This is a genomic window from Hymenobacter swuensis DY53 (genome assembly GCF_000576555.1).
Taxonomy (GTDB): Bacteria; Bacteroidota; Bacteroidia; order Cytophagales; family Hymenobacteraceae; genus Hymenobacter; species Hymenobacter swuensis.
In genome coordinates, this window is the sequence record NZ_CP007145.1 from 1,660,014 (window position 1) to 1,680,268 (window position 20,255).

General features: G+C 59.1%; 17 protein-coding genes. 9 read left to right on the top strand and 8 right to left on the bottom strand.

Features of this window, described 5'->3' with window-relative positions; translation table 11 throughout:
• The first annotated feature begins 186 nt into the window (after positions 1 to 186).
• The 5 genes from HSW_RS08590 to HSW_RS08610 all read left to right on the top strand — a co-directional run bounded on the left by HSW_RS08590 (position 187) and on the right by HSW_RS08610 (position 5,677).
• The gene (locus HSW_RS08590; protein WP_052346261.1) at positions 187 to 1,383 is read left to right on the top strand and encodes an XdhC family protein; all 1,197 of its coding nucleotides are present in this window, start codon (positions 187 to 189) and stop codon (positions 1,381 to 1,383) included.
• A 7-nt stretch (positions 1,384 to 1,390) separates the two neighbouring features.
• Positions 1,391 to 1,981 carry a nucleotidyltransferase family protein gene (locus tag HSW_RS08595; protein ID WP_052346262.1) on the top strand — a complete coding sequence of 197 codons (591 nt, stop codon included), beginning with the start codon at positions 1,391 to 1,393 and terminating at the stop codon, positions 1,979 to 1,981.
• 135 nt (positions 1,982 to 2,116) lie between these two features.
• Positions 2,117 to 3,523 (top strand): MFS transporter, encoded by a 1,407-nt coding sequence (locus HSW_RS08600; protein ID WP_052346263.1) that lies wholly within the window; start codon positions 2,117 to 2,119, stop codon positions 3,521 to 3,523.
• 111 nt (positions 3,524 to 3,634) lie between these two features.
• The gene (locus HSW_RS08605; RefSeq protein ID WP_044001590.1) at positions 3,635 to 4,156 is read left to right on the top strand and encodes a DinB family protein; all 522 of its coding nucleotides are present in this window, start codon (positions 3,635 to 3,637) and stop codon (positions 4,154 to 4,156) included.
• 78 nt (positions 4,157 to 4,234) lie between these two features.
• Positions 4,235 to 5,677 carry a T9SS type A sorting domain-containing protein gene (locus HSW_RS08610; RefSeq protein ID WP_044001591.1) on the top strand — a complete coding sequence of 481 codons (1,443 nt, stop codon included), beginning with the start codon at positions 4,235 to 4,237 and terminating at the stop codon, positions 5,675 to 5,677.
• Positions 5,678 to 5,760: 83 nt separating this feature from the next.
• On the opposite strand, the gene HSW_RS08615 is transcribed toward HSW_RS08610, so the two are convergent.
• The 3 genes from HSW_RS08615 to HSW_RS08625 all read right to left on the bottom strand — a co-directional run bounded on the left by HSW_RS08615 (position 5,761) and on the right by HSW_RS08625 (position 8,858).
• Positions 5,761 to 7,422 carry an amidohydrolase gene (locus tag HSW_RS08615; protein ID WP_052346264.1) on the bottom strand — a complete coding sequence of 554 codons (1,662 nt, stop codon included), beginning with the start codon at positions 7,420 to 7,422 and terminating at the stop codon, positions 5,761 to 5,763.
• Between the two features lie 59 nt (positions 7,423 to 7,481).
• Positions 7,482 to 7,937, bottom strand: coding sequence for a hypothetical protein (locus HSW_RS08620; RefSeq protein ID WP_044001594.1), 456 nt, complete (start codon positions 7,935 to 7,937; stop codon positions 7,482 to 7,484).
• A 147-nt stretch (positions 7,938 to 8,084) separates the two neighbouring features.
• The gene (locus HSW_RS08625) at positions 8,085 to 8,858 is read right to left on the bottom strand and encodes an AMP nucleosidase (RefSeq protein WP_044001595.1); all 774 of its coding nucleotides are present in this window, start codon (positions 8,856 to 8,858) and stop codon (positions 8,085 to 8,087) included.
• 245 nt (positions 8,859 to 9,103) lie between these two features.
• Here HSW_RS08625 and HSW_RS08630 point away from each other — a divergent pair, with 245 nt between their 5' ends.
• The 3 genes from HSW_RS08630 to HSW_RS08640 all read left to right on the top strand — a co-directional run bounded on the left by HSW_RS08630 (position 9,104) and on the right by HSW_RS08640 (position 11,928).
• On the top strand, positions 9,104 to 9,505 hold the full coding sequence (locus HSW_RS08630; RefSeq protein WP_231501377.1) for a type I restriction enzyme HsdR N-terminal domain-containing protein: 402 nt from the start codon (positions 9,104 to 9,106) through the stop codon (positions 9,503 to 9,505).
• 142 nt (positions 9,506 to 9,647) lie between these two features.
• Positions 9,648 to 11,489, top strand: a complete 1,842-nt coding sequence (locus HSW_RS08635; RefSeq protein WP_044001597.1) for a PAS domain-containing sensor histidine kinase — start codon at positions 9,648 to 9,650, stop codon at positions 11,487 to 11,489.
• A gap of 22 nt (positions 11,490 to 11,511) precedes the next feature.
• Positions 11,512 to 11,928 carry a response regulator gene (locus tag HSW_RS08640; protein ID WP_052346265.1) on the top strand — a complete coding sequence of 139 codons (417 nt, stop codon included), beginning with the start codon at positions 11,512 to 11,514 and terminating at the stop codon, positions 11,926 to 11,928.
• Here the strand turns inward: HSW_RS08640 and HSW_RS08645 are convergent.
• From HSW_RS08645 to HSW_RS08660, 4 genes are all read right to left on the bottom strand, one after another.
• Complete coding sequence (locus HSW_RS08645) at positions 11,925 to 13,823, bottom strand: LTA synthase family protein (RefSeq protein WP_071883086.1); 1,899 nt, start codon at positions 13,821 to 13,823, stop codon at positions 11,925 to 11,927. The two genes, HSW_RS08640 and HSW_RS08645, sit on opposite strands and share 4 nt — an antisense overlap.
• Before the next feature lie 82 nt (positions 13,824 to 13,905).
• Positions 13,906 to 14,505, bottom strand: a complete 600-nt coding sequence (locus HSW_RS08650; RefSeq protein WP_155832887.1) for an SMI1/KNR4 family protein — start codon at positions 14,503 to 14,505, stop codon at positions 13,906 to 13,908.
• 166 nt (positions 14,506 to 14,671) lie between these two features.
• Positions 14,672 to 15,799 (bottom strand): alanine dehydrogenase, encoded by a 1,128-nt coding sequence (gene ald / locus HSW_RS08655; RefSeq protein ID WP_044001599.1) that lies wholly within the window; start codon positions 15,797 to 15,799, stop codon positions 14,672 to 14,674.
• A gap of 248 nt (positions 15,800 to 16,047) precedes the next feature.
• The gene (locus HSW_RS08660; protein ID WP_044001600.1) at positions 16,048 to 16,821 is read right to left on the bottom strand and encodes a DUF1573 domain-containing protein; all 774 of its coding nucleotides are present in this window, start codon (positions 16,819 to 16,821) and stop codon (positions 16,048 to 16,050) included.
• A gap of 264 nt (positions 16,822 to 17,085) precedes the next feature.
• On the opposite strand from HSW_RS08660, the gene HSW_RS08665 reads away from it, so the two are divergent.
• Positions 17,086 to 19,509: an alpha-ketoacid dehydrogenase subunit alpha/beta gene (locus tag HSW_RS08665; protein ID WP_044001601.1), complete on the top strand. Its 2,424-nt coding sequence runs from the start codon at positions 17,086 to 17,088 to the stop codon at positions 19,507 to 19,509.
• A 96-nt stretch (positions 19,510 to 19,605) separates the two neighbouring features.
• Here HSW_RS08665 and HSW_RS08670 read toward each other — a convergent pair whose 3' ends face one another.
• Positions 19,606 to 20,166, bottom strand: a complete 561-nt coding sequence (locus HSW_RS08670) for a hypothetical protein (RefSeq protein WP_044001602.1) — start codon at positions 20,164 to 20,166, stop codon at positions 19,606 to 19,608.
• Between the last annotated feature and the right edge of the window lie 89 nt (positions 20,167 to 20,255).

The window sequence follows — 20,255 nt, forward strand, 5'->3', positions numbered from 1 at the left end:
AGTCTGCTTACCGGAAGCGTATATGCTCTGACAAGTTGTTATGGAGGCCGTCACTATTTTTCGAATACGTGCCTGCGAATGGCATGCAACGCCATTCCTGAGCTGAAACCTTGGCCTTGGGCGGGGCTGTTCTTACAACCCCGCCCCGTCGCCCGGCGTACTGTCTAAGCTAATTCTCTTTGCATCATGACCGAATTACAACGTCTGTTAAACGCTTATGACGAGCACCGGGCCGCTGGCCGCGCCTGCGCGCTGGCCTCCGTGGTGGATGTAGCCGGCTCGGCGTATCGTCGGCCGGGTGCCCGTATGCTGGTGACGGATGAAGGCCAACTGACCGGGGCCATCAGCGGCGGCTGCTTGGAGGGGGATGCCCGGCAGCGCGCCCGCCGCGTGATTCAGCAGGGCCGCCCCACCGTTGTTACGTATGACTCCACCGACCCCGACGATGACCTACAGTTCGGGGCCGCATTGGGCTGTCAGGGTATCGTGCAGATTTTGCTGGAGCCGCTTGATTTTCAGGCTGTCGATAACCCGGTAGAGCTGTTACGCCGCTGGGCCGATGGGGTAGAGGAGCCCGCCGTTATTGCCACCGTGTTCAGTACCGCTGGTGCCGCCTCGGAAATAGCCGTAGGTCAGCGCCTGTTATTGACCAGCAATAACGTCGCCCAGGGTACTCTGCCTGGGCAGGCCATTCTATATGCACAAATTCTGGCCGATGCCCGCACTGCGCTAATGGCCGGACAACCTGCTACCTGCCACTATGCAACCGGCCCTGGCACCGTGCGCGTGAGCCTGGAAATTCTGCGGCCCCCAGTGCGACTCACCGTGTATGGCGCCGGCAACGACGTACAGCCGCTGGTGCGGCTGGCGGCCGGCCTTGGCTGGCGCGTGCGGGTGGTAGATGGCCGTCCGGCCCAGGCCCAACTCAGCCGTTTTCCCGAAGCGGATGAGGTTCGGGTGCTGCCCTTGGCGCAGGTAGGAGCAGAGCCGCACGACGGAAGCTTCGCGCTGCTGATGACCCACAACTACTACTATGATCTGGCCGTGCTGCAGCATCTGCTGCCCGCTGCTTCGGCTCGGTACATTGGCTTGCTGGGGCCGCGCAAGAAGTACGAGCGGCTACTGGACGACCTGCGCAAGGATACTCCTGATGCCGCCGAAAAGCTCCAGGGCCGCATTCATAGTCCCATAGGCCTGAACTTAGGTGCTGAAACGCCGGAGGAAATAGCCTTGTCTGTGGTGGCCGAAATTCAGGCCGTGCTTACCGGCCGACTGGCTGGTTTCCTGCGCGACTCGCCGCACCCCATTCATCCGCCCTTGCGCGCCAACGCGCCGCTGGCTCCGGAAGGAGTAGTAGATGCTGCCTGCGCCATTGGTGAGTAGTCTGCTCATGTCTTCTCCCATTATTCTCTTGGCTGCCGGTTCTTCTTCGCGCCTCGGGCAGCCTAAGCAACTGCTGCCCTACCAGGGCCAAACGCTGTTGCGCCGCGCCGCCGAAACGGCCATAGCTGCCGCCGCTGGTGCAGCCGTGGTAGTAGTGACGGGCGCGCTGCACCAGAAGCTGCTGCCGGAGCTGGAAGGGCTGCCGGTACACGTTGTGCGTAATCCGCACTGGGCGGATGGAATGGGAAGCTCCCTCAAAGCCGGATTGGCCTGCCTTGATGCGTTGCCTCAGCCGCTCACCTCCGTTACCATCATGCTTTGCGACCAGCCTTTTGTGACATCCGCGCTGTTGGAGGAGCTATTAGTAACTCATACCCGCACCGGCCGGCCCATTGTGGCCTCTGCTTACCAGGAAGCAAGCGGCGTCCCCGTCTTTTTTGCCCGCGAGGCATTGTCGCTACTGCGTAACCTGCTGGCCACTGCCGGGGCAGCCCAGCTTATTCGTCAGCATGCGGAGTTGGTGGCTACCATTTCCTTCCCCAAGGGCGCAATAGATGTGGATACCCCAGAACAGTACGCGGCCCTACTAGCCGAATGAGACTTCCTGAGTGGTAGATTCGTCACGTTAACTTTCCGCTACGGCTTGTACCGCAGCGTTAAGAACCCCGGCAACGGCAACGGCCACGCCGAATTCCCGTTATCTTGCCCTAACCTACCTCAACCCCCTCTTTGTATGAGCGACGCTACCGCCGCCGTAACCACGCCCGAAGTGGGCTTCGAGAACATTCCCAAGGACGATAAGCGCATCACCCGCGGCTGGACTTTCTACGACTGGGCCAACTCGGTGTACCCGCTGGTGATTACCTCTAGTATCTTCCCCATTTACTGGGGTGCCATGGTGAAGCAGGTGACGGGTACCGACAGCGGTAAAAGCCCCGTTGATTTCCTGGGTTTTCAGGTGCCGGGCTCCTCACTGCTGACCTATGCCATTTCGGCGGCGTTCCTCTTCATTGCCATTATCAGTCCGTTTCTGACCTCTCTGGCCGACTTCTCGGGACGTAAGAAGCTATTCATGCAGGTGTTCTGCTACATCGGGGCGTTTTCCTGCGCCGCTTTGTTCTTTTTCACCCCCGATACGCTCACGCTCAGCACCTTCGTGTTCGTACTGGCCACCATCGGCTTTTCGGGTTCCATTGTGTTCTACAACTCCTACCTGCCGCTGATTTCCAGCGAGGAGAAGTACGATTCGCTGTCGGCCCGCGGGTTTTCCATGGGCTACATCGGCTCGGTGCTGCTGCTGCTGATTTGCCTGGGGCTGATTATGGGCCACGACAAAATCGGGTTGGAAGAGGGCTTTGCTACCCGGCTGGCGTTCCTGCTCACGGGGCTGTGGTGGGCCGGTTTCGCTCAGATTGCCTTTTTTGCGTTGCCCGCCGACCCTGGTCGGCCTGCCGGCGCGGCCGATGAGGCGGGCTGGCTGCTCAACGGCTTCCGGGAGCTGGGCAAGGTGTGGAACCAGCTCAAGCAACTCCCCAACCTCAAGCGCTTCCTGCTGGCTTACTTCACCTACAACATGGGTGTGCAAACGGTGATGTACGTGGCCACCATTTTCGGCGACGAGGAGCTTAAGCTCGAAAGCTCAGCTCTGATTATGACCATCCTACTGCTCCAGATTGTGGGGATTTTGGGGGCGTATCTGTTCTCGAAACTCTCGGAGCGTATCGGCAACACCCGGGCTCTGAGCTGGTCGGTGTTTATCTGGATGTGCATCTGTGTGGCGGGCTACTTCGTGCAGGCCGGCTGGTCGTTCTACGCGCTGGCTGCCGTCATCGGCCTCACGATGGGCGCGGTGCAAAGCCTTTCCCGCAGCACCTACTCCAAGATTATTCCGGAGAATACACCCAATACAGCGGCTTTCTTCAGCTTTTTCGACGTGACCGAGAAACTTAGCATCGTGATAGGTACCGCCGTATTCGGCATCATTGCTCAGGTGACGGGTTCCATGCGCAACAGTATTCTGTCGCTCATTGTGTTCTTCGTGCTGGGCTTGATCTTTCTGCTCACGCTCCGCGGCAAGAAGCTCCGCGACGATGTACACGGAGCCGATCCGAAGCTGGCGGAAGGCCTCAGCGGCAACTAATGGCCGGGAGGTTTCCGGCCGCCGAATCCCGGTAAAATTCAGTACTTGCCAACGAGCACCGGTCGCCCCGGTGCTCGTTGCCGTTTTTATCCAACCAAACCGCAGTTCCTTATGCACACGTCCTCTCTCCAACAGAACATCCTCGCCGAGCTCGACCACGAGTTGGCCACCACCCGTAAGCTGCTGGAGCGCGTGCCCTACGAGCAGGCTGATTTCACGCCCCACCCGAAGAGCATGAAGCTGTGGCAGCTGGCCACGCACGTCGTGAACCTGCTGGCGTTCAACCAGCTGTTCGTGCAGCACGCTTCCCGCGACTTCCTCGACCCCAATGGCCCCAAGCCCGGCCCCACGCCCACCAGCTCCGAGGAACTGCTGCAACGCTTCGACCAGTACGGCGCTAGCCTGCGCCAAGCCCTGCAAGACTCCGACGATGAGAAGCTGACCGACAGCTTCCGCCTGCACCGGGGCGAGCAAACCCTGATGGAGCGCCCCAAAGGTGCTGCTATCCGTATCATGGGCCTCAACCACAGCATCCATCACCGCGGCCAGCTCTCGGTGTACCTGCGCCTGTTGGATATTCCGCTGCCTGGCATGTACGGTCCCAGTGCCGATGATCCGAGCTGGGGAATGTAAGACAGGAGGGATTGTTGAAGCCCTAGATAATAGTATATTTCAATCAATTAACATTGAAATTACTTTACTCCTTCGCATATGCCAGCAAGCCGTACGTTACCTGTCCTGCGTTTCGCTCTTGGAATCTGGGTGCTGTTACTGGCACCGTATGTCAGAGCACAGACCTCGTTTACTGACCCTGCCTTCCCCGCTGTTAAGGCTACTTTTACGCGGAACAGCGTTGCCCAGCCAGCTATTATCTACGATGTAGTACGTCAGGCAGACGGTAAGTACATTATTGGAGGCAACTTCACGGCTATCAATGGTATAGCCGCATCGAGACTGGCTCGTCTGGAGCCCGATGGAACGCTTGATGCGGCCTATACTGCTGTTTGCCGAGCGAATGGTACGGTTACTTCCCTCGCCCTACAACCCGATGGCCGCCTGCTGGTAGGAGGGGTGTTTACTGAGTTAGGTGGAACTGAAAGAGCATATCTGGGGCGGTTGGAGACTTCAGGGGTACCGGATGCCAGTTTCACTCCATATACCGCTCCCCCAAATACAGGTGGTGAGGGAGTAAATAAACTATTAGTGCAACCCGACGGGCAGGTGCTGGTGTGCGGGCGGTTAAACTTACGCGGTGCCGGTTTCCCGGAGCAGTATCTGACCCGGCTGAACGGTAAGGATGGCCATTACGACCCGAGCTTCCAGTTTACGCTTCCAACTCCTGATACTTCACCGAAAACCATAGCTCTGCAGCCCGACGGGCGTGTACTGGTGGGAGGCTACGGGCCTTCCTACCGGCAGGCCATACTGCTCATGCGCCTGCACCCGAATGGTACTGCCGATAATACTTTCGCGCTGGTTAAGAGTAGTTTTACTTCGGAACTAAATGCTTTGGCGGTGGATGGAGCAGGCAGGATTTATGCGGGCGGAATGTTCAATTCTAATGGCCCTGGTAACACCTTCCTCCGCCGGTATCTACCCGATGGTACCCTGGATACTTCTTTTTCCTACCCGATTGGGGGGCAAACTAGTGTTATCTATGTGCAAACCCTGGCAGTACAACCCAACGGACGGCTCTTGGTGGGCCATATGGTAGCTGAGCGGTTGATGGCCAACGGTAGCTTAGATACCAGCTTTTTGAGCGGTATTAATGGGGCTATCCAACGGTATTTGGTACAGCCTGACGGAGCTATCATGGTAGCTGGCTCCTTCCGGGCAGGGCCTGGGGCTACGGATGCCGTCAGCTTGGTGCGTGTACTTGATACCAATGTACTGCGGGTTCATACTTCCGTTGCTGATGCCCGTACCACCGCCTGGCCAGTACCCACCCATGATGTTCTCCACCTCCAACTGGATGCGGCCAGTGGGCCCCAGCGGGTGCAGTTGTTGGATATGCTGGGAAAAGCAATACGAACAATAGAACAGCCGACGGCTGCGCTTTCGCTGCCGGTGGTGGGTCTGGCGTCTGGTACGTACCAGCTGCAGATAAAATATGCCAAAGCAGGTCAAGTGTCGCGGCGCATTGTACTGGAGTAAGGTCAATAAGATAGAAAGCCCGAGAGCCAGCCGTTTTCAAACGACTAGCTCTCGGGCTTTCTGGTTTTAAGCAGACGCTATAGTTATGGGTTTATAGAAAACACCCGCTCCCCAGCAATCCAGGTTTGCTGGACTTTGGCAGTGCGGAGCTGTTCTTTGGGGGCTTCCAGCAGATCGGTTTTCAGGATCACGAAGTCGGCGGCCATACCGGGCCGGATGCTGCCTTTCTGCTTGTCCTCGAAGGCGGCGTGGGCGGCCCAGGTGGTCATGCCGCGCAAAGCATCGGGGCGGCTGAGAGCGTTTTCCATCTGGAAGCCGCCAGCCGGGTAGTTCTTGGCGTCCTGCCGGGCCACGGCCGAGTGGAAGCCGTAGAGCGGGTTGATGTCTTCCACCGGAAAATCGGAACCCAGGGCCACTTGACCGTACTGCTTGCGCAGGTCGTTGAAGGCGTAGGCAGTTTTGAGGCGGTCGGCGCCCAGCCGCTCGCCGGCCCAGTACATATCGGAGGTGGCGTGGGTGGGCTGCACCGAAGGCACGATGCCATACTGTCCGAACTTGGCCACGTCGGCGCGGCTGACCACCTGGGCGTGCTCGATGCGCCAGCGCCGGTCTTTCTGGCCCTTCAGCGCCTCACCGTAGATATCCAGCAGCAGGCGGTTGCTAGAGTCGCCAATGGCGTGGGTGTTCATCTGGAATTTGCTGGCGGCCAGCTCTTTCGCCAGGCTACGGAAGTCCGCCACCGACGACAGCAGGAAGCCGGTTTCCTTCGGGCGGTCAGCATACGGATGGATCAGGCAGGCACCGCGGGAACCCAGAGCACCGTCGGCGTACACCTTGAACGAGCACACCGTGAGACGGTCCTTGAATACTGGGCCATTTTTGAGGTAGAACTCCTTGTTCTCTTTAGTGGGGGCCAGCATGGCGTAGAGGCGTACTTTCAGCTTGCCCTGCTGCTGTAAGACATCGAGCCGGTCCACGTTGGTTTTTTCCAAGCCGGCGTCGGCCATGCTGGTGAGGCCCACGGCCACGCACCGCTTTTGGGCTTCCAGCAAAGCTGTTTCGGCTTCGGCGGCGGTGGGCTCCGGGATTTTGGCGGCCACCAGCTTCACGGCGTTATCCACCAGCAGCCCGGTGAGCTGTCCGGCGGCGTTTTTGGTGATGGTGCCGCCGCTGATGGGCGTGCGGGCCGTGACGCCCGCTAAGTCCAGCGCCTTTTGGTTCACGAGGGCCGCGTGGCCATCCACCCGAATGATGAAGACGGGCGTATTCGGAAACAGCGCGTCGAGGGTGTCTTTGGTGGGGAACTGCTTGCCGTCCCAGTCATTCTGGTCCCAGCCGCGGCCGGTGAGCCAGGCGGCCTGCGGATACTGCTGGCGTTGCTGCTGGAGCTTCTCTATCACTTCCTTCCAGGAGCCCGTGCCTACTAGGTCGGCATCACGCAACCCCAGGGCGTAGCGGTAGAAGTGGCAGTGTGCGTCATAGAAACCGGGGTAGATGAACTGGCCCTGGGCGTCCACTTCCTGCTTGCCCTGGTACTTGGCCCGAATTGCCTCTGCCGTACCCACACCCACAAACTTGCCATCCTGCACGGCAAAGGCCTGCGCCTTGCTGAACGCCGAATCGACGGTGTACACGGTGGCATTATACACGATAAGGTCGGCGGGCTGGCGGGTGCCGGAGTTGCAGGAAGCCAGAGCGACGGCCGTAACGGCCATCAGCCAGGAGGAGCGTAGGAGTGAGGTCATGGCAGCGAAGGTACGCCCCGTTGCGGAATTGAATTGGCTCAGTGAAAAGCCCGGTAGCGCTACTGCGGTGCGGTTTTGCGGCGGCGTGCCCGGGCATCCTGCTGCCGGCAGTGCTGTAGCCATTCCAGCGCGTCTGCTTGCGTCGTGAACCGCTCAATGCGGTAAGGCCGCCCATCAAAATAGGTGAGGGCCGGAATACCGGGGTTGGCCAGCACACCCGCGAGTTGGTGCGGTGCCATTAGGTAGGCCAGGTACGCCGGCCGCTTTAGGCGCGCGGGTAGCTGCGGGAAAAAGTCGCTGAGCATCCACTGCACGTCGGCGGCATCGACGCCACCAGCCCGAGTGCTCAGGTCTACCAGCCAGAAGCGGCAGCGCCGCGATACGGCCGCATTGAGCAGGGCAGCGTAGCCGCGGTGTAATTCAAATGGCATTACGCTGCGCCACCAGCGGCCCACCAGTATGCGTGGTTCCGCCAGATAATCGATGGTGAGATAAGGGGAGGAGAAGTGATTCATAGCGGAGCGGTTGGGGAGTGAGTGGGAGCGGAAACCGGAAGCAAAGGCCCGTGCAGCAACGAAAAAATCCCCAGAACTGCAGCAGATCTGGGGATTTAGGTGCTGCACGCAGTGGTGCAAGCTAAAAAATAAACAGAGAGGTTAAGCCTACTCGAAACGCATGTGTTTCACCGATTCGCCGGAGTTCTTTAGCTCCAGCAGGGAATCAATGCCGATTTGCAGGTGTGAGGTTACGAAGTCGGCGGTTACCTTTTTGTCGCTCTCCGACGTTTTCACGCCCTCTGGCGTCATCGGGTTGTCGCTCACCAGCAGCAGCGCGCCGTGCGGAATCTCATTCACGAAGCCCACCGTGAAGATGGTAGCCGTTTCCATATCCACGGCCATAGCCCGGATCTGGCGCAGGTACTCCTTGAAATTCTCGTCGTGCTCCCACACGCGACGGTTAGTTGTGTACACGGTACCGGTCCAGTAGTCCTTCTCGTGCTTCTTGATCATGCTGCTCACGGCGCGCTGCAACCGGAACGACGGCAAAGCCGGGATTTCGGCGGGCAAGTAGTCATCGGACGTACCCTCGCCCCGGATGGCAGCAATAGGCAGAATCAGGTCACCGAGCTTGGTTTTATTTTTCAGGCCGCCGCACTTGCCCAGGAACAGGGCTGCTTTGGGTTTCACGGCCGAAATCAGATCCATTACCGTAGCCGCCATTGGCGAGCCCATGCCGAAGTTGATAATCGTAATGCCGTTGGCCGTGGCCGTCTGCATCGGTTTGTCGAGGCCGCGTACTTCCACGCCAAACTGCCCGGCAAACATGTGCACGTAATTGATAAAGTTGGTGAGCAGGATATACTGTCCAAACTCATTCAGCGGCACGCCCGTGTAGCGGGGCAGCCAGTTCTCGACGATGTCGGCTTTGGTTTTCATAAGGTAAAAAAAGTAAGTGTTGCGTGAAAAAAGGCTACGACTCCGCCGGTTGCTGCGCCGGGCGGCAACCAGCTGCGTTCAGCCGGAAAGGGGAGGTACAAAAAAACCGTCGGAACCCACGGGGAGGGGTGCGACGGTACGGGGCGAAAAGCGGGAGTTGACTACCCAGGGCCGTACCTTTGGAGGTGATGCAAGAGCTGAACCTGCCGCCTTTCGAATACAAAGTTACACAATCCAGCGAAAATTTGCTAATCTGGGACGTTCTGCGCCGCCGCAACGTGGTACTCACGCCCGAAGAATGGGTGCGCCAGCACGTGGTACATTACCTGATTACGCACCGGGGTTACCCCAAAGGCCTGCTCAGCCTGGAGCGCGGCCACCGCTATAACCAGCGCCAGAAGCGCACCGACCTGGTAGCGCTGGATGCCGCCGGCCGGCCGCTGCTGCTGGTGGAGTGCAAGCGGCCTACGGTGCCCATTACGGCGGCCACAGCCATGCAGGCGGCTACGTATAACCAAACCATCGGGGCGCCGTTGCTGCTACTGACCAATGGCCTCCAGCACTTTTGCTGGCGCGTAAACTCCACGGAGCGCACCAACGAGCGGCTTACTGAAGTGCCCTTGTACGCGAGCCTGACGAGAGAATAAACTGCTGATAAAAGGGTTTTCAGTGGGCTATTTGCGGCAATTTGCTTTCTTTAGGTCGTGGCCGCCATATGGTTGCCCCTATTCCCAACCAAGTGCAACGGTAGGTTGCTTCGAAGCCGATACTGCTTTTTCAGCGTAGAGTATGCAGGATTCCGGTGCATCAGTGGCCCATGAGCAGTTTGAGCAAAGCGCGGAAGCGGCTTTCCGGTTAAACGCGGCCGGCGAGCTGCAGCAGGTGACGGCCGGTTTCGCGAATCTGCTGCAGCAGGCTGCTACCGCCCTGGTTGGGTGCCGGCTGGAAGAGTTACTCCTAGCTGCCGCGCCGGAAACGGTGCCCCAACAACTAGGCCGTGCCAGCGCCGGAGCAGTAGTGAGCTTCGAGGCCGTGGTGCGGAGCGTGAGCCCACCCGAGCAGTACAATTTCACGCTGTTACCGCTATTCGGCGGGCAAGGCCTCGCGGGCGTGGCAAAGCGGTTGGTGCCGGTATCAGCCGCCGATGCGCTGCTGCTGGAGCGGGAGCGGCAACTGTCCATCATTTTCGACAACATTGCGGATGTGACCTTTGTACTGCGGGTGGAAGCGGGCGGCTGGTTCCGGTTTGTATTCGTCAATAAGGCGTTTGAGCAAACGACCGGGCTACCGGCCGCGCAGGTAATGGGCCGGCTGGCGTCAGAAATTATTCCGGAGCCAGCCCTTAGTGACGTGCTCGAATACTACCGGACCGCTTTGCGCACCCGGCAACCTGTGGCCTGGCAGGAAACCTCTGACTATCCCAGCGGCCGCAAAACCGGCGAAGTCCGGGTGACGCCGGTGCTGGAAGCCGACGGAACCTGCTGCCAGTTGGTGGGCATTGTGCATGATCTTACGCCGCAGAAGGAAGCGGAAACACGGCTTCAGGTCAGCAACGAGCGGTTTCACTACGCCCTGAAAGCTACCACCGATGCTATTTATGACTGGAATATTGCTGCCGATACGTTGTACTGGGGCGAGGGATTTGAGGAGTTGTTTGGGCATAAGCTGAAGGAAAATCCGACGCCATTTGATATCTGGGCCAACTACGTGGAGCCCACTGAACACGACAGAGTAGTGGCGGGCCTGCGTTACACCGCCTTCGAAACAACCAGCCTGTTCTGGCAGCAGGAATACCGCTTCAGCCGGGCCGATGGCTCCTGGGCCGTGGTATTTGACCGGGGCTACATTCTGCGCGATAAAGAGGGCCGGGCCATCCGTATGATCGGGGCCATGCAGGACATTACCGCCCGCAAGGAGGCCGAGGACCAGCAGCGCCTGCTGGCCGATAAGCTGGGCCGGCAGAACGCCGATCTGCAGCAGTTCACTTACATCGTGTCGCACAACCTGCGGGCTCCGCTGGCCAATGCCCTGGGCTACGCCGACCTGCTTTCCCGAGTGAAAAAAACATCCCCGGTATTCGACGAATCCCTGCGCAACTTGCGTACCAGCCTGCAGCTGCTGGATGGCGTGCTGACGGACATCAACGGGATTCTATCCATCCGGGACCAGCAGGGCAGCTACCGGCCCGAGCTGGTGGCTCTGGCTGAGGTGTGCCGGCAGGCAGTACACAGCCTGGCCCGCCAGCTGCAGGAATGCGGAGGGGAACTGCGGTGCATTATTCCTGAAGAGCTACGGGTACCGGGGAGCCGTGCGTACTTCCATAGTATTTTTCATAACCTGGTTTCCAATGCCATCAAGTACCGTTCGGACACGCGTGCTTTGCAGATTGTCATTGAAGCCATCGGTAGTTCCGGCGGGCCAGTCCGGATTGTCGTAGAAGACAATGGGTCAGGCTTCGACCAGGAGAAGGCGGGCGGGGATATATTCCAGCTGTACCGCCGCTTCCACCCTGATAAGCCCGGCCGGGGTATCGGCCTGTTTCTGGTGAAATCCCACGTTGAATCCATGCATGGGCGTATCAGCGTGCAAAGCCAGCTCGGTGTCGGCACTCAATTCACTCTCCTCTTTTAACGCTCGTTCCAGCGCCCCGCGCATGAAAACCTACCTTATCGACGACGATACACTTAGTACTTACTTAACGGAGCAACTATTGCGGGCCGAAGGGTTTTCAAATACCATTAATACGTTTGACTCGGCGCAGCAGGCGTTGCAGCAACTGGTAGAGGATAAAGACAAAGCCGCGCCTCAGGTCGTATTTCTGGACCTGAACATGCCTGCCATGAATGGCTGGGAGTTTCTTGATGCCCTCGCCCCCTACGAAGGTGAACTGCTGGGGCACTGCCACATCTACATCCTCACCTCCTCGCTGGCCCTCGCCGACCTGGAAAAATCAAAGAGCTACGACTTGGTTTCCGGCCTCATTCATAAGCCCATTGATATAGAAGAAATCCGGGCTATTCAGTCGCAGTTGGAAGAGGAGGATACCTCTTCCAACTGCGTGCAGGGCTAGCGGTATAGGCTGTTATCAAGCAAGCCATCGGTATAGAGCTGGGCGGCGGCTTTCACCTCATTGCCGTACTGTTGCGCTTTAACCGGGTCCGGCTGCGCCAGCGGTTTCGTAGGGAGTTGGTGGGTCTGGTAAGGATATAACCGGATTTTATCATCTGCCGTCAGTTCCGTCACAAAGTCGTGGTGGACCAGGAATAAAGAGCTACCGCTCAGGAAAAAGGCCCGTCCGGTAGTGCTGGCATCAAAAACGGAATAGCCGAAAGGCAGTAATTGCCGGTTGGTAGGCAGGCCTAGCACGTCTACCACGGTAGCTGGCACATCGGCCTGCTGCGTGATGCGGTGTACATCGGCCGGCGGCAGCCGACGGCCCGGGTGGAAAAGGAGCAGTGGCGTCTTGTAGTTGCCCAGGATATTCTGGTAGTCGGGCCTATCTGATTGGGAGGTGTGGTCCGCCAGCAGAATGAACAGGGTGTGCTCGTACCAGGGCTGGCGACTGGCCGTTTTGAAGAACTGCCGCAGGGCAAAATCCGTGTAGCCGATGACCCCATGAATCGGCAGCGTGCCACCGGGAAAGCGCCCCTCGTACGGCTTGGGCACCACAAACGGCTCGTGTGAGGTGAGGGTAAAGAGCGTGGAGAAAAACGGCTGCGGCTGCTGGCTCAGCTGCCGCGCAAAATACTGCAGGTACGGCTCATCCGAAATGCCCCAGTGTCCATCGAAATCGGGGCTTTTTCCGCCGCCTGGATACTCGTTCAGCCCGTAGTATTGCTGCACGCCGGCAATACCGCTGAACGTGTTGAACCCCATCGTGCCATTCTGCGCCCCGTGAAAAACCGATGTTGCGTAACCCTCACGGCTCAGGATTTCGCCGAGGCCATGTAGCTCATCGGTCTGGAAATTGGAGGTGATAAACGGACTTTCGAGCAGGGAAGGCAGGCCCGTCAGCACCGCCGGCAGGGCTTCAATAGAGCGGCGGCCGTTGGCATAATGCTCCCGAAAAAATAGCCCTTTAGTGGCCAGGGAATCGAAAAAAGGCGTGTAGCCCTGGCCGTCATTTTCAATGCCGGTGTACTCGGAGGCAAAACTCTCCAACAGCAACACCACTACGTTGTCGCGAGGTGCGCCGGGGCGGGGGGCGGGCGTGCTGCTACCCAGAGCTTGGCGGGCCAGCAGCGCGCTGGAAAAGAACGCGCGCCGCTCTAGCGTCTGGTAGCCCAGGCTTTTGAGAAAAGTAAACGTACTGTTGAGGGCAACGTGGCCCAAAACGGGCGGACTCTGCATAAAGGCGTGACCCGTGCGCAACGGTTTTAGCTGCAGCCCCCCCCGAATACCCAGCACAAGTAAGCCGCCCAGTAACAGCACTTGCCCGGCATACACCAGCACCGCGCGCTTGCGTGGTCGGGAAGAAGCAGGAGCAACGGCAGCCCCGGCCTTGGGCAGCGGATACAGCAACCATAGCCCCACCAGCAACACCCCGAATGGCAGCAGCAGAAACCAGTAGCTGAGAAGCAATTGTCCGGCCTGTCGGCGCACATCGTCGCCGATGGTGAGCAGCTCGTTGCTGGTGCGTCGCCCGATAAAACGGAAGTACTCCACGTCAATCAGGTTGAGCGCAAAGCCCAGGCTATTGAGCAGCAGCCACACCACGCGCACCAGCCGCTGCCAGGCCCGCGCCCTGCTCGGCACCAGTGACAGTACAATAAACGGCAGGTTCAGCAGCAGCAGCGCCGAAATATCGAATCGGAAGCCATGCCAGAACGCCAGGGCTATCTGCGCTACGGAGGCATCCTGAAACGTGGTATAGTTGAAGGCAAAGAACCCCGCGCGCAACAGCAGGTAAACGCCCAGCAGCAACGAAAAACGACGAACAAGTAAACGCAGAAACTCAGCAGGCATATGCAGTGGACCCAGGCAGTACGTCGGCCCGATGCGGACGGAATCAGGTAAAAGCGGCGTGGTAGCGCGTAGTAGCAGGCCCTTACAGCGGCTTGAGCGTTACTGGCTGGCCGTCGGGGAGGTTTTTGATCTGCTCGTGGAAATCGGCCAGCCACCGCAGCCGCTCCGTTACCGATACGGCTTTTGCCCCAGCTTCGGATTGGTTCTTGGTGGCAATGCATACTGGTGGGTACAGGCTCAGTAGCTGGCCCGGGTGCAGCACCCCGCCCGCCTGCTGAAACGCCCGTAGCGGCTGCATGCCCAGGGCATCCAGCGGAAACTTCTCAGCCCCGAACAGGAAGTGCTTGAAATCCACTTCCAGGTCGGCCAGCTCGCCGGTTTCGGTATCCAACCACAGCACCGCGTCGCCGCGCAGCAGGAACTGATTGCCGGCACAATCCTGAGCAAAGGGAATATCCGCTTTCTGCACTTCGGCGTAGGTACGCCACAAAGCCCGTTCGCCCTGCCATACGCCGGCCAGCGCGTGCCAGCCGGGAGCCGCCACGCAACCCCGGATGTGCAACCCGCCGAAGTAGGCTACCACGCCGTTTTGCTCGCGCAGAAAAGCCTGCAGATAGGAGGGAAGCCGGGCAAACGTTACAAGGTCCGTCAGCTCGCCACCGGTGTAAATAATGCCTTTCATTTTCAATTAGAAATTGAGACTTGAAAACTGAGAATTGGAAAAACGCCCTGCATAATCCATTCAGGATGATGTGAGGTGGTTCGTCGCAGAAAGTAAAAATTGAGCGTCCTAACGCCCAAAGGTCGCCAGAACGCTCAATTTTTACTTTTTAACGCTCAGTTTTTACTTACGCCACAGCGGCTTCCATTACGGCATCAACCGACTCCAGAGGTAGGCCCCAGGCATCGGCTACGCCTTTGTACACCACTTTGCCGTGTACCACATTCAGACCGAGGCGCAGAGCCTCGTCGCGGCGGCAGGCTTCCTGCCAGCCCAGGTTGGCCAGCTTCACGGCGTAGGGCAGCGTGGCGTTGGTCAGGGCCAGGGTAGAGGTATAGGGCACGGCACCCGGCATGTTGGCCACGCAGTAGTGCACGATGTCGTCGATGATGAAGGTCGGGTTTTCGTGGGTGGTGGGCTCGCAGGTTTCGATGCAGCCGCCCTGGTCCACAGCTACGTCGACCAGTACGGTGCCGGCCCGCATGGTCTTGAGCATGTCGCGGGTGATGAGGTGCGGGGCTTTGGCACCCGGAATCAGCACCGCGCCGATGATGAGGTCGGCGGTTTTGATGGCTTCGCGGATGTTGTACTCGTTGGAATACTGCGTTACCACATTTTTGGGCATGAAGTCGTCCAGCTCGCGCAGGCGGTTCAGGCTAATGTCCATCACGGTAACTTTCGCGCCCAGGCCGGCGGCAATTTTAGCGGCCTGCGTGCCCACGATGCCGGCACCCAGTACCAGTACTTCAGCAGGCTTTACACCGGGTACGCCGCCCAGCAGAATGCCACGGCCTTTCAGCGGCTTCTCCAAGTACTTGGCACCTTCCTGCGGGGCCATGCGGCCGGCTACCTCACTCATCGGGATGAGCAGGGGCAGGGCGCGCGAAGGCAGCTCAACAGTTTCGTAGGCCAAGCACACGGCTTTGCGCTCAATCATGGCGTGGGTCAGTTCCTCGCCCGAGGCAAAGTGGAAGTAGGTGAACAGCAGCTGGTTTTCCTTGATGAGCGGATATTCCGAGGCAATCGGTTCCTTCACCTTCACAATCATCTCCGCCTTGGCGTACACCTCCTCAATGGTAGCCAGCACGGTAGCGCCAGCCTGCTCGTATTCGGCATCGGAGAAGCCGCTGCCGTTACCGGCAGTAGCCTGCACGTACACCGAGTGGCCGTGCTTGCGGAATTCAGCTACACCGGCGGGCGTCAGGCCCACGCGGTTCTCGTTGTTCTTGATTTCTTTCGGTACGCCGATCAGCATGAGATAATGCGGGTGGTGAAACGTAGGTGGATGAAAATGCCCGGAGAGCAAGGCAAAGATAAGACAAGCCGTTGGCATTATGCGGGGGTACGCCATTGCGGGTAAGGGGCGGCACCAGTTTGCCCGCAATGGTGCCCAAAGCCCTGAAAAATAAAAAGCCCCGATGCCGGCAGGACATCAGGGCTTGGGCCTGGTTATGAGCTTGAAAAGTAAAGCCGGATAGTATGCTTTCGTGCAATCCAGTGGGCTTACTTGAACGGAACCGAAGCGCCGCTTTCCTTCACCATGCTGCTGCCATTCAGGTCCTGCACCACGTTGGCCTTCAGGGTCAGTTTAGCGTCGCCGGTAATGTCGTTGCTGGTAATAACCACGGGTTCAGCCTGTTCGCCTAGTTTGCGCTGGCTGTATACCAGCTCTACCACGCTGCTCTGGCCGGGTTTGATGGGGCCGGGTACGTTTTTGTAGCCCACGCAGTAGCATTGTGAAGTAATGGCGCCCAGCACCAAATCCTGCTTCCCGGTATTCTTCACCGTGAATTTGGCCGTCAGGGACTGGCCGGCTTCCATTTTGCCGAAATTATGCACGGCGCGGTCCAGCGTCAGGCGGGGCGACTGCGCAATTTGCTGGGGCGTGAGCGAGGATTTCATCTGCTCCTTGTTCAGCACATTGCCCTTGATAGTCAGCACCGAGCTGGGCGTGGTAGCGTTGCTGGTCACCGTGACGGTTTTGTTGAAGACGCCGGGGCGGCCGGCACTGCTATACACGGCTTTCACGATGCCGGTTTTACCGGGTAGTACAGGCGTTTTGGTCCAGTCGGGGGTGGTGCAGCCGCAGCTGGCCTGTACGTTGGCAATGATGATGGGCTGGTTGCCAGTATTCTTGAAGCGAAACTCGTGGGTGGCCATGGTGCCTTCCGGCACGCTGCCAAAATCATGCAGCTCTTTGTCAAAGGTGAGCACGCCCTGGGCCTGGGCGGCACCGGCCAGCAGCACAGCCAGCAGGAACGAGAAGAGGTGTTTCATTTTCGATGGGGTTAGAAAAAAATGAACGTCATGCTGAGCTTGTGAAGAAGCGCGCAGGATGAGGCTGATTATTTACTCAGGTAGCAGCCGAGCGAGCTGCTTCGGCTGCGCCTCAGTATAACGAGCCTTTATTACTCTACTCCAAAGATAACCACAAAACTGCCTGTCACCGCATCAACGGCAAAGTCCGTACTTTTGGGGGCCTGTTTCCCGCCGGGCGTTTTCCACCCACCCACTTTTTGCCCCAACACCCGCCTTTCATTTATGTCTACTGCCGAAACCGCCGCCGACGTGCTATCCTCAGTTGCCACTCTCAGCAAAGAAGACCTGCTCCGGGACTACCGCCTGGGCTGGGAAAGTCGCCACGCTTCCCTGGCTGGCCGTAAGGAAGTGTTCATGGGCAAGGCCAAGTTCGGTATCTTCGGCGACGGCAAGGAAGTGCCCCAGCTGGCCATGGCCCGCGCCTTCCGGGCCGGCGACTGGCGCGCCGGCTATTACCGCGACCAGACGTTTATGCTGGCCATTGGGGAGCTGACGCTGCAACAGTATTTCGCCCAGCTTTACGCCCACGCCGACGTTGAGGCCGAGCCCAGCACTGCCGGTCGCGCCATGAATGGTCACTTCGGCACCCGCCACCTCGATGAGAACGGTAACTTTAAAAACCTGGCGGAGAGCAAAAACTCCTCGGCCGATATTTCGCCTACCGGTGGCCAGATGCCCCGGCTCGTGGGCCTGGCTTACGCCTCCAAGCTCTTCCGCCAGAACCCCGATCTGCACCAGTTTTCGCAGTTTTCGGTGAACGGCAACGAGGTGGCGTTCGGCACCATCGGCAACGCCAGCACCTCCGAGGGTATGTTCTTCGAGGCCATAAATGCCGCCGGCGTGCTGCAGATTCCAATGCTGGTGAGCGTGTGGGATGACCATTACGGCATTTCGGTACCTGCCGAGTACCAGACGACTAAGCAGAACATCAGCGAAATCCTGAAAGGCTTCCAGCGCGAAGGCGAGGGCCAGGACGGCTTCGAGATTTTCCGGGTGCGCGGTTGGGACTATGCTGCCCTCATCGACACCTATCAGCGCGCCGCCGAGGTGTGCCGCACCCAGCACGTACCCGTGCTGATTCACGTGCAGGAAGTGACCCAACCCCAGGGCCACAGCACCAGCGGCTCGCACGAGCGATACAAGAGCAAGGACCGCCTGAGCTGGGAAGAGGAGCACGACTGCCTGCGCAAAATGCGCGAATGGCTGCTGCAGGAAGGCCACGCCTCCGAAGACGAATTGACGCAGATTGAGAATGAGGCCAAGGAAACCGTGAAAGTGGCCCGCACGGCCGCCTGGAGCGAGTTCTTTAACCCCATCAAGGCAGAGGCCGTTGAGGTAGTGGCTTTGCTGAACCGCTTGGTGAAGGAAACCGGCACCGAAAACAAGCTGCACGAGCTGGTGGAGCCGCTGGAGCATAATCCGGCCCCCATCCGCGCCGATCTGGTGCGTACCGTGCGCCGTGCGTTGCGCGCCGTGCGCGGCACCCGCAGCGCCGCCCGCCGCGACCTGCAGAACTGGCTGGAGCAAGCCCTGGCCGAAAACTCGGACCGCTACAACTCCTACCTGTTCAGCCAGAGCGAGGAAGCCATTGGCAACATTGAAGAAGTAAAAGCCGAGTTTGCCGCCGACGCCCACCAAGTGGATGGTCGGGAGGTGTTGCAGGCCTGCTTCGACGCCAACTTCCAGCGCGACCCGCGCATCTTCGCCATCGGGGAGGACGTGGGCCGCATCGGCGACGTGAACCAGGCGTTTGCCGGTTTGCAGGAGAAATTCGGGGAACTGCGCGTGACGGATACCGGCATTCGGGAGTGCACCATTGTGGGGCAGGGCATCGGGGCAGCCATGCGCGGCCTGCGGCCCATCACCGAAATCCAGTACCTCGATTACCTGCTCTACGCCATCCAGATTCTGAGCGACGACGTGGCCTGCCTGCAGTACCGCACCAAGGGTGGCCAGAAAGCCCCGCTCATTGTGCGTACCCGGGGCCACCGCTTGGAAGGCATCTGGCACAGCGGCTCACCTATCCAGATGATTCTGGGCGCTATCCGGGGCATGCACCTGTGCGTGCCGCGCAACATGACGCAGGCTGCCGGTTTCTACAACACACTGCTGCGCAGTGATGAGCCGGCTATTGTCATTGAGTGCCTCAACGGCTACCGCCTCAAGGAGCAGATTCCGTCCAACGTGGGCGAGTTCACGCTGCCCCTGGGCCGGCCTGAAACCCTGAAAAAGGGCGACGACCTGACCATCGTCACCTACGGCTCGATGTGCCGCATTGTACTGGATGCCGCCAAGCAGCTGGCCGAAGTAGGCATTTCGGTAGAGGTAATTGATGTGCAGACACTGCTGCCCTTCGACGTGGACCACATTATTGCCGACTCCCTGCAGCGTACTAACCGCGTCCTGTTTGCCGATGAGGACGTGCCCGGTGGCGGCACCGCCTACATGATGCAGCAGGTGCTCGACGAGCAGCAGGCTTACCGCTTTCTCGACTCGCAGCCGCGCTGCCTCGCGGCCCAGGCCCACCGCCCACCCTACGGTTCCGACGGCGACTACTTCAGCAAACCCAACGCCGAGGACGTATTCGACACGGTGTACGAGATGCTGCAGGAAGCTGACCCCAAGCGGTTCCCGACCATTTATTAGCGGCAAAGGCTACTAACGAACTATGGGCCGCAGATTATGGGGTATTGCACCCGTAACCTGCGGCCCATAGTTGCCTTTTTGCTCTGGTTTTACCAGCTATTGCAACGTGATGGGGTCGGTAATGACTTCGTTGCTGACGCGTAAGGCCCGGTCTTTTATCTTCACTTTGAAGCGTAGCACGGTTCCGGTGCGGAGCACCGAGTTCTTAAAGATTTGCAGGTTATAGTCGATTTCGCCCTTCAGCGGGGCTTTCCGGTCGCCTTGCTCATCTGGGGTGAGGCGGGGGTAGCGGCCATCGTAGCCGGGGTCGTTGGGGGAGAAAACGATGTCCTGGAAGACGGCGTTGGCATCCCGCACCTGCAGCCGGCAGATGTAGTTGTAGCCGTCGGGGTTGAGCGTGTTATCCGGCTTGGTGACGTTGAACGGCGGGTCGGTGTCCGTGTCGCGCAGGCCCAGGTCACCGTCGCCATCCTGATAGCTCACCGTCACGACTACCTTATCGTAGGTGCCGGTGGCATCGGAAATACGCTCCTTGGTGATGCGCCTGAACTCGATTTCCGGCGTTTCGGGGTAATCTGGCGGGCTGATGCAGGAAGTAATCATCAGGCCCGAGAGTGCCAGCAGGGAAGCAGAGCGGAGCGTACGAAATATGGCCATACAAAGCAGAATAGGCAGTCGGGGGAAGCGGCCCCCGCCGGGCAGGAAGGTACAACATCTCAACGAACGAAGTACCGCCCGCATTGTTC

What these genes read in the sequence shown, in the direction of transcription:
- HSW_RS08670 (WP_044001602.1), bottom strand. Translation starts at nt 20,166, where the DNA reads ATGGCCATATTTCGTACGCTCCGCTCTGCTTCCCTGCTGGCACTCTCG.
- HSW_RS08590 (WP_052346261.1), top strand. Translation starts at nt 187, where the DNA reads ATGACCGAATTACAACGTCTGTTAAACGCTTATGACGAGCACCGGGCC.
- HSW_RS08645 (WP_071883086.1), bottom strand. Translation starts at nt 13,823, where the DNA reads ATGCCTGCTGAGTTTCTGCGTTTACTTGTTCGTCGTTTTTCGTTGCTG.
- HSW_RS08595 (WP_052346262.1), top strand. Translation starts at nt 1,391, where the DNA reads ATGTCTTCTCCCATTATTCTCTTGGCTGCCGGTTCTTCTTCGCGCCTC.
- HSW_RS08635 (WP_044001597.1), top strand. Translation starts at nt 9,648, where the DNA reads ATGCAGGATTCCGGTGCATCAGTGGCCCATGAGCAGTTTGAGCAAAGC.
- ald (WP_044001599.1), bottom strand. Translation starts at nt 15,799, where the DNA reads ATGCTGATCGGCGTACCGAAAGAAATCAAGAACAACGAGAACCGCGTG.
- HSW_RS08650 (WP_155832887.1), bottom strand. Translation starts at nt 14,505, where the DNA reads ATGAAAGGCATTATTTACACCGGTGGCGAGCTGACGGACCTTGTAACG.
- HSW_RS08605 (WP_044001590.1), top strand. Translation starts at nt 3,635, where the DNA reads ATGCACACGTCCTCTCTCCAACAGAACATCCTCGCCGAGCTCGACCAC.
- HSW_RS08660 (WP_044001600.1), bottom strand. Translation starts at nt 16,821, where the DNA reads ATGAAACACCTCTTCTCGTTCCTGCTGGCTGTGCTGCTGGCCGGTGCC.
- HSW_RS08610 (WP_044001591.1), top strand. Translation starts at nt 4,235, where the DNA reads ATGCCAGCAAGCCGTACGTTACCTGTCCTGCGTTTCGCTCTTGGAATC.
- HSW_RS08640 (WP_052346265.1), top strand. Translation starts at nt 11,512, where the DNA reads ATGAAAACCTACCTTATCGACGACGATACACTTAGTACTTACTTAACG.
- HSW_RS08625 (WP_044001595.1), bottom strand. Translation starts at nt 8,858, where the DNA reads ATGAAAACCAAAGCCGACATCGTCGAGAACTGGCTGCCCCGCTACACG.
- HSW_RS08600 (WP_052346263.1), top strand. Translation starts at nt 2,117, where the DNA reads ATGAGCGACGCTACCGCCGCCGTAACCACGCCCGAAGTGGGCTTCGAG.
- HSW_RS08615 (WP_052346264.1), bottom strand. Translation starts at nt 7,422, where the DNA reads ATGACCTCACTCCTACGCTCCTCCTGGCTGATGGCCGTTACGGCCGTC.
- HSW_RS08665 (WP_044001601.1), top strand. Translation starts at nt 17,086, where the DNA reads ATGTCTACTGCCGAAACCGCCGCCGACGTGCTATCCTCAGTTGCCACT.
- HSW_RS08620 (WP_044001594.1), bottom strand. Translation starts at nt 7,937, where the DNA reads ATGAATCACTTCTCCTCCCCTTATCTCACCATCGATTATCTGGCGGAA.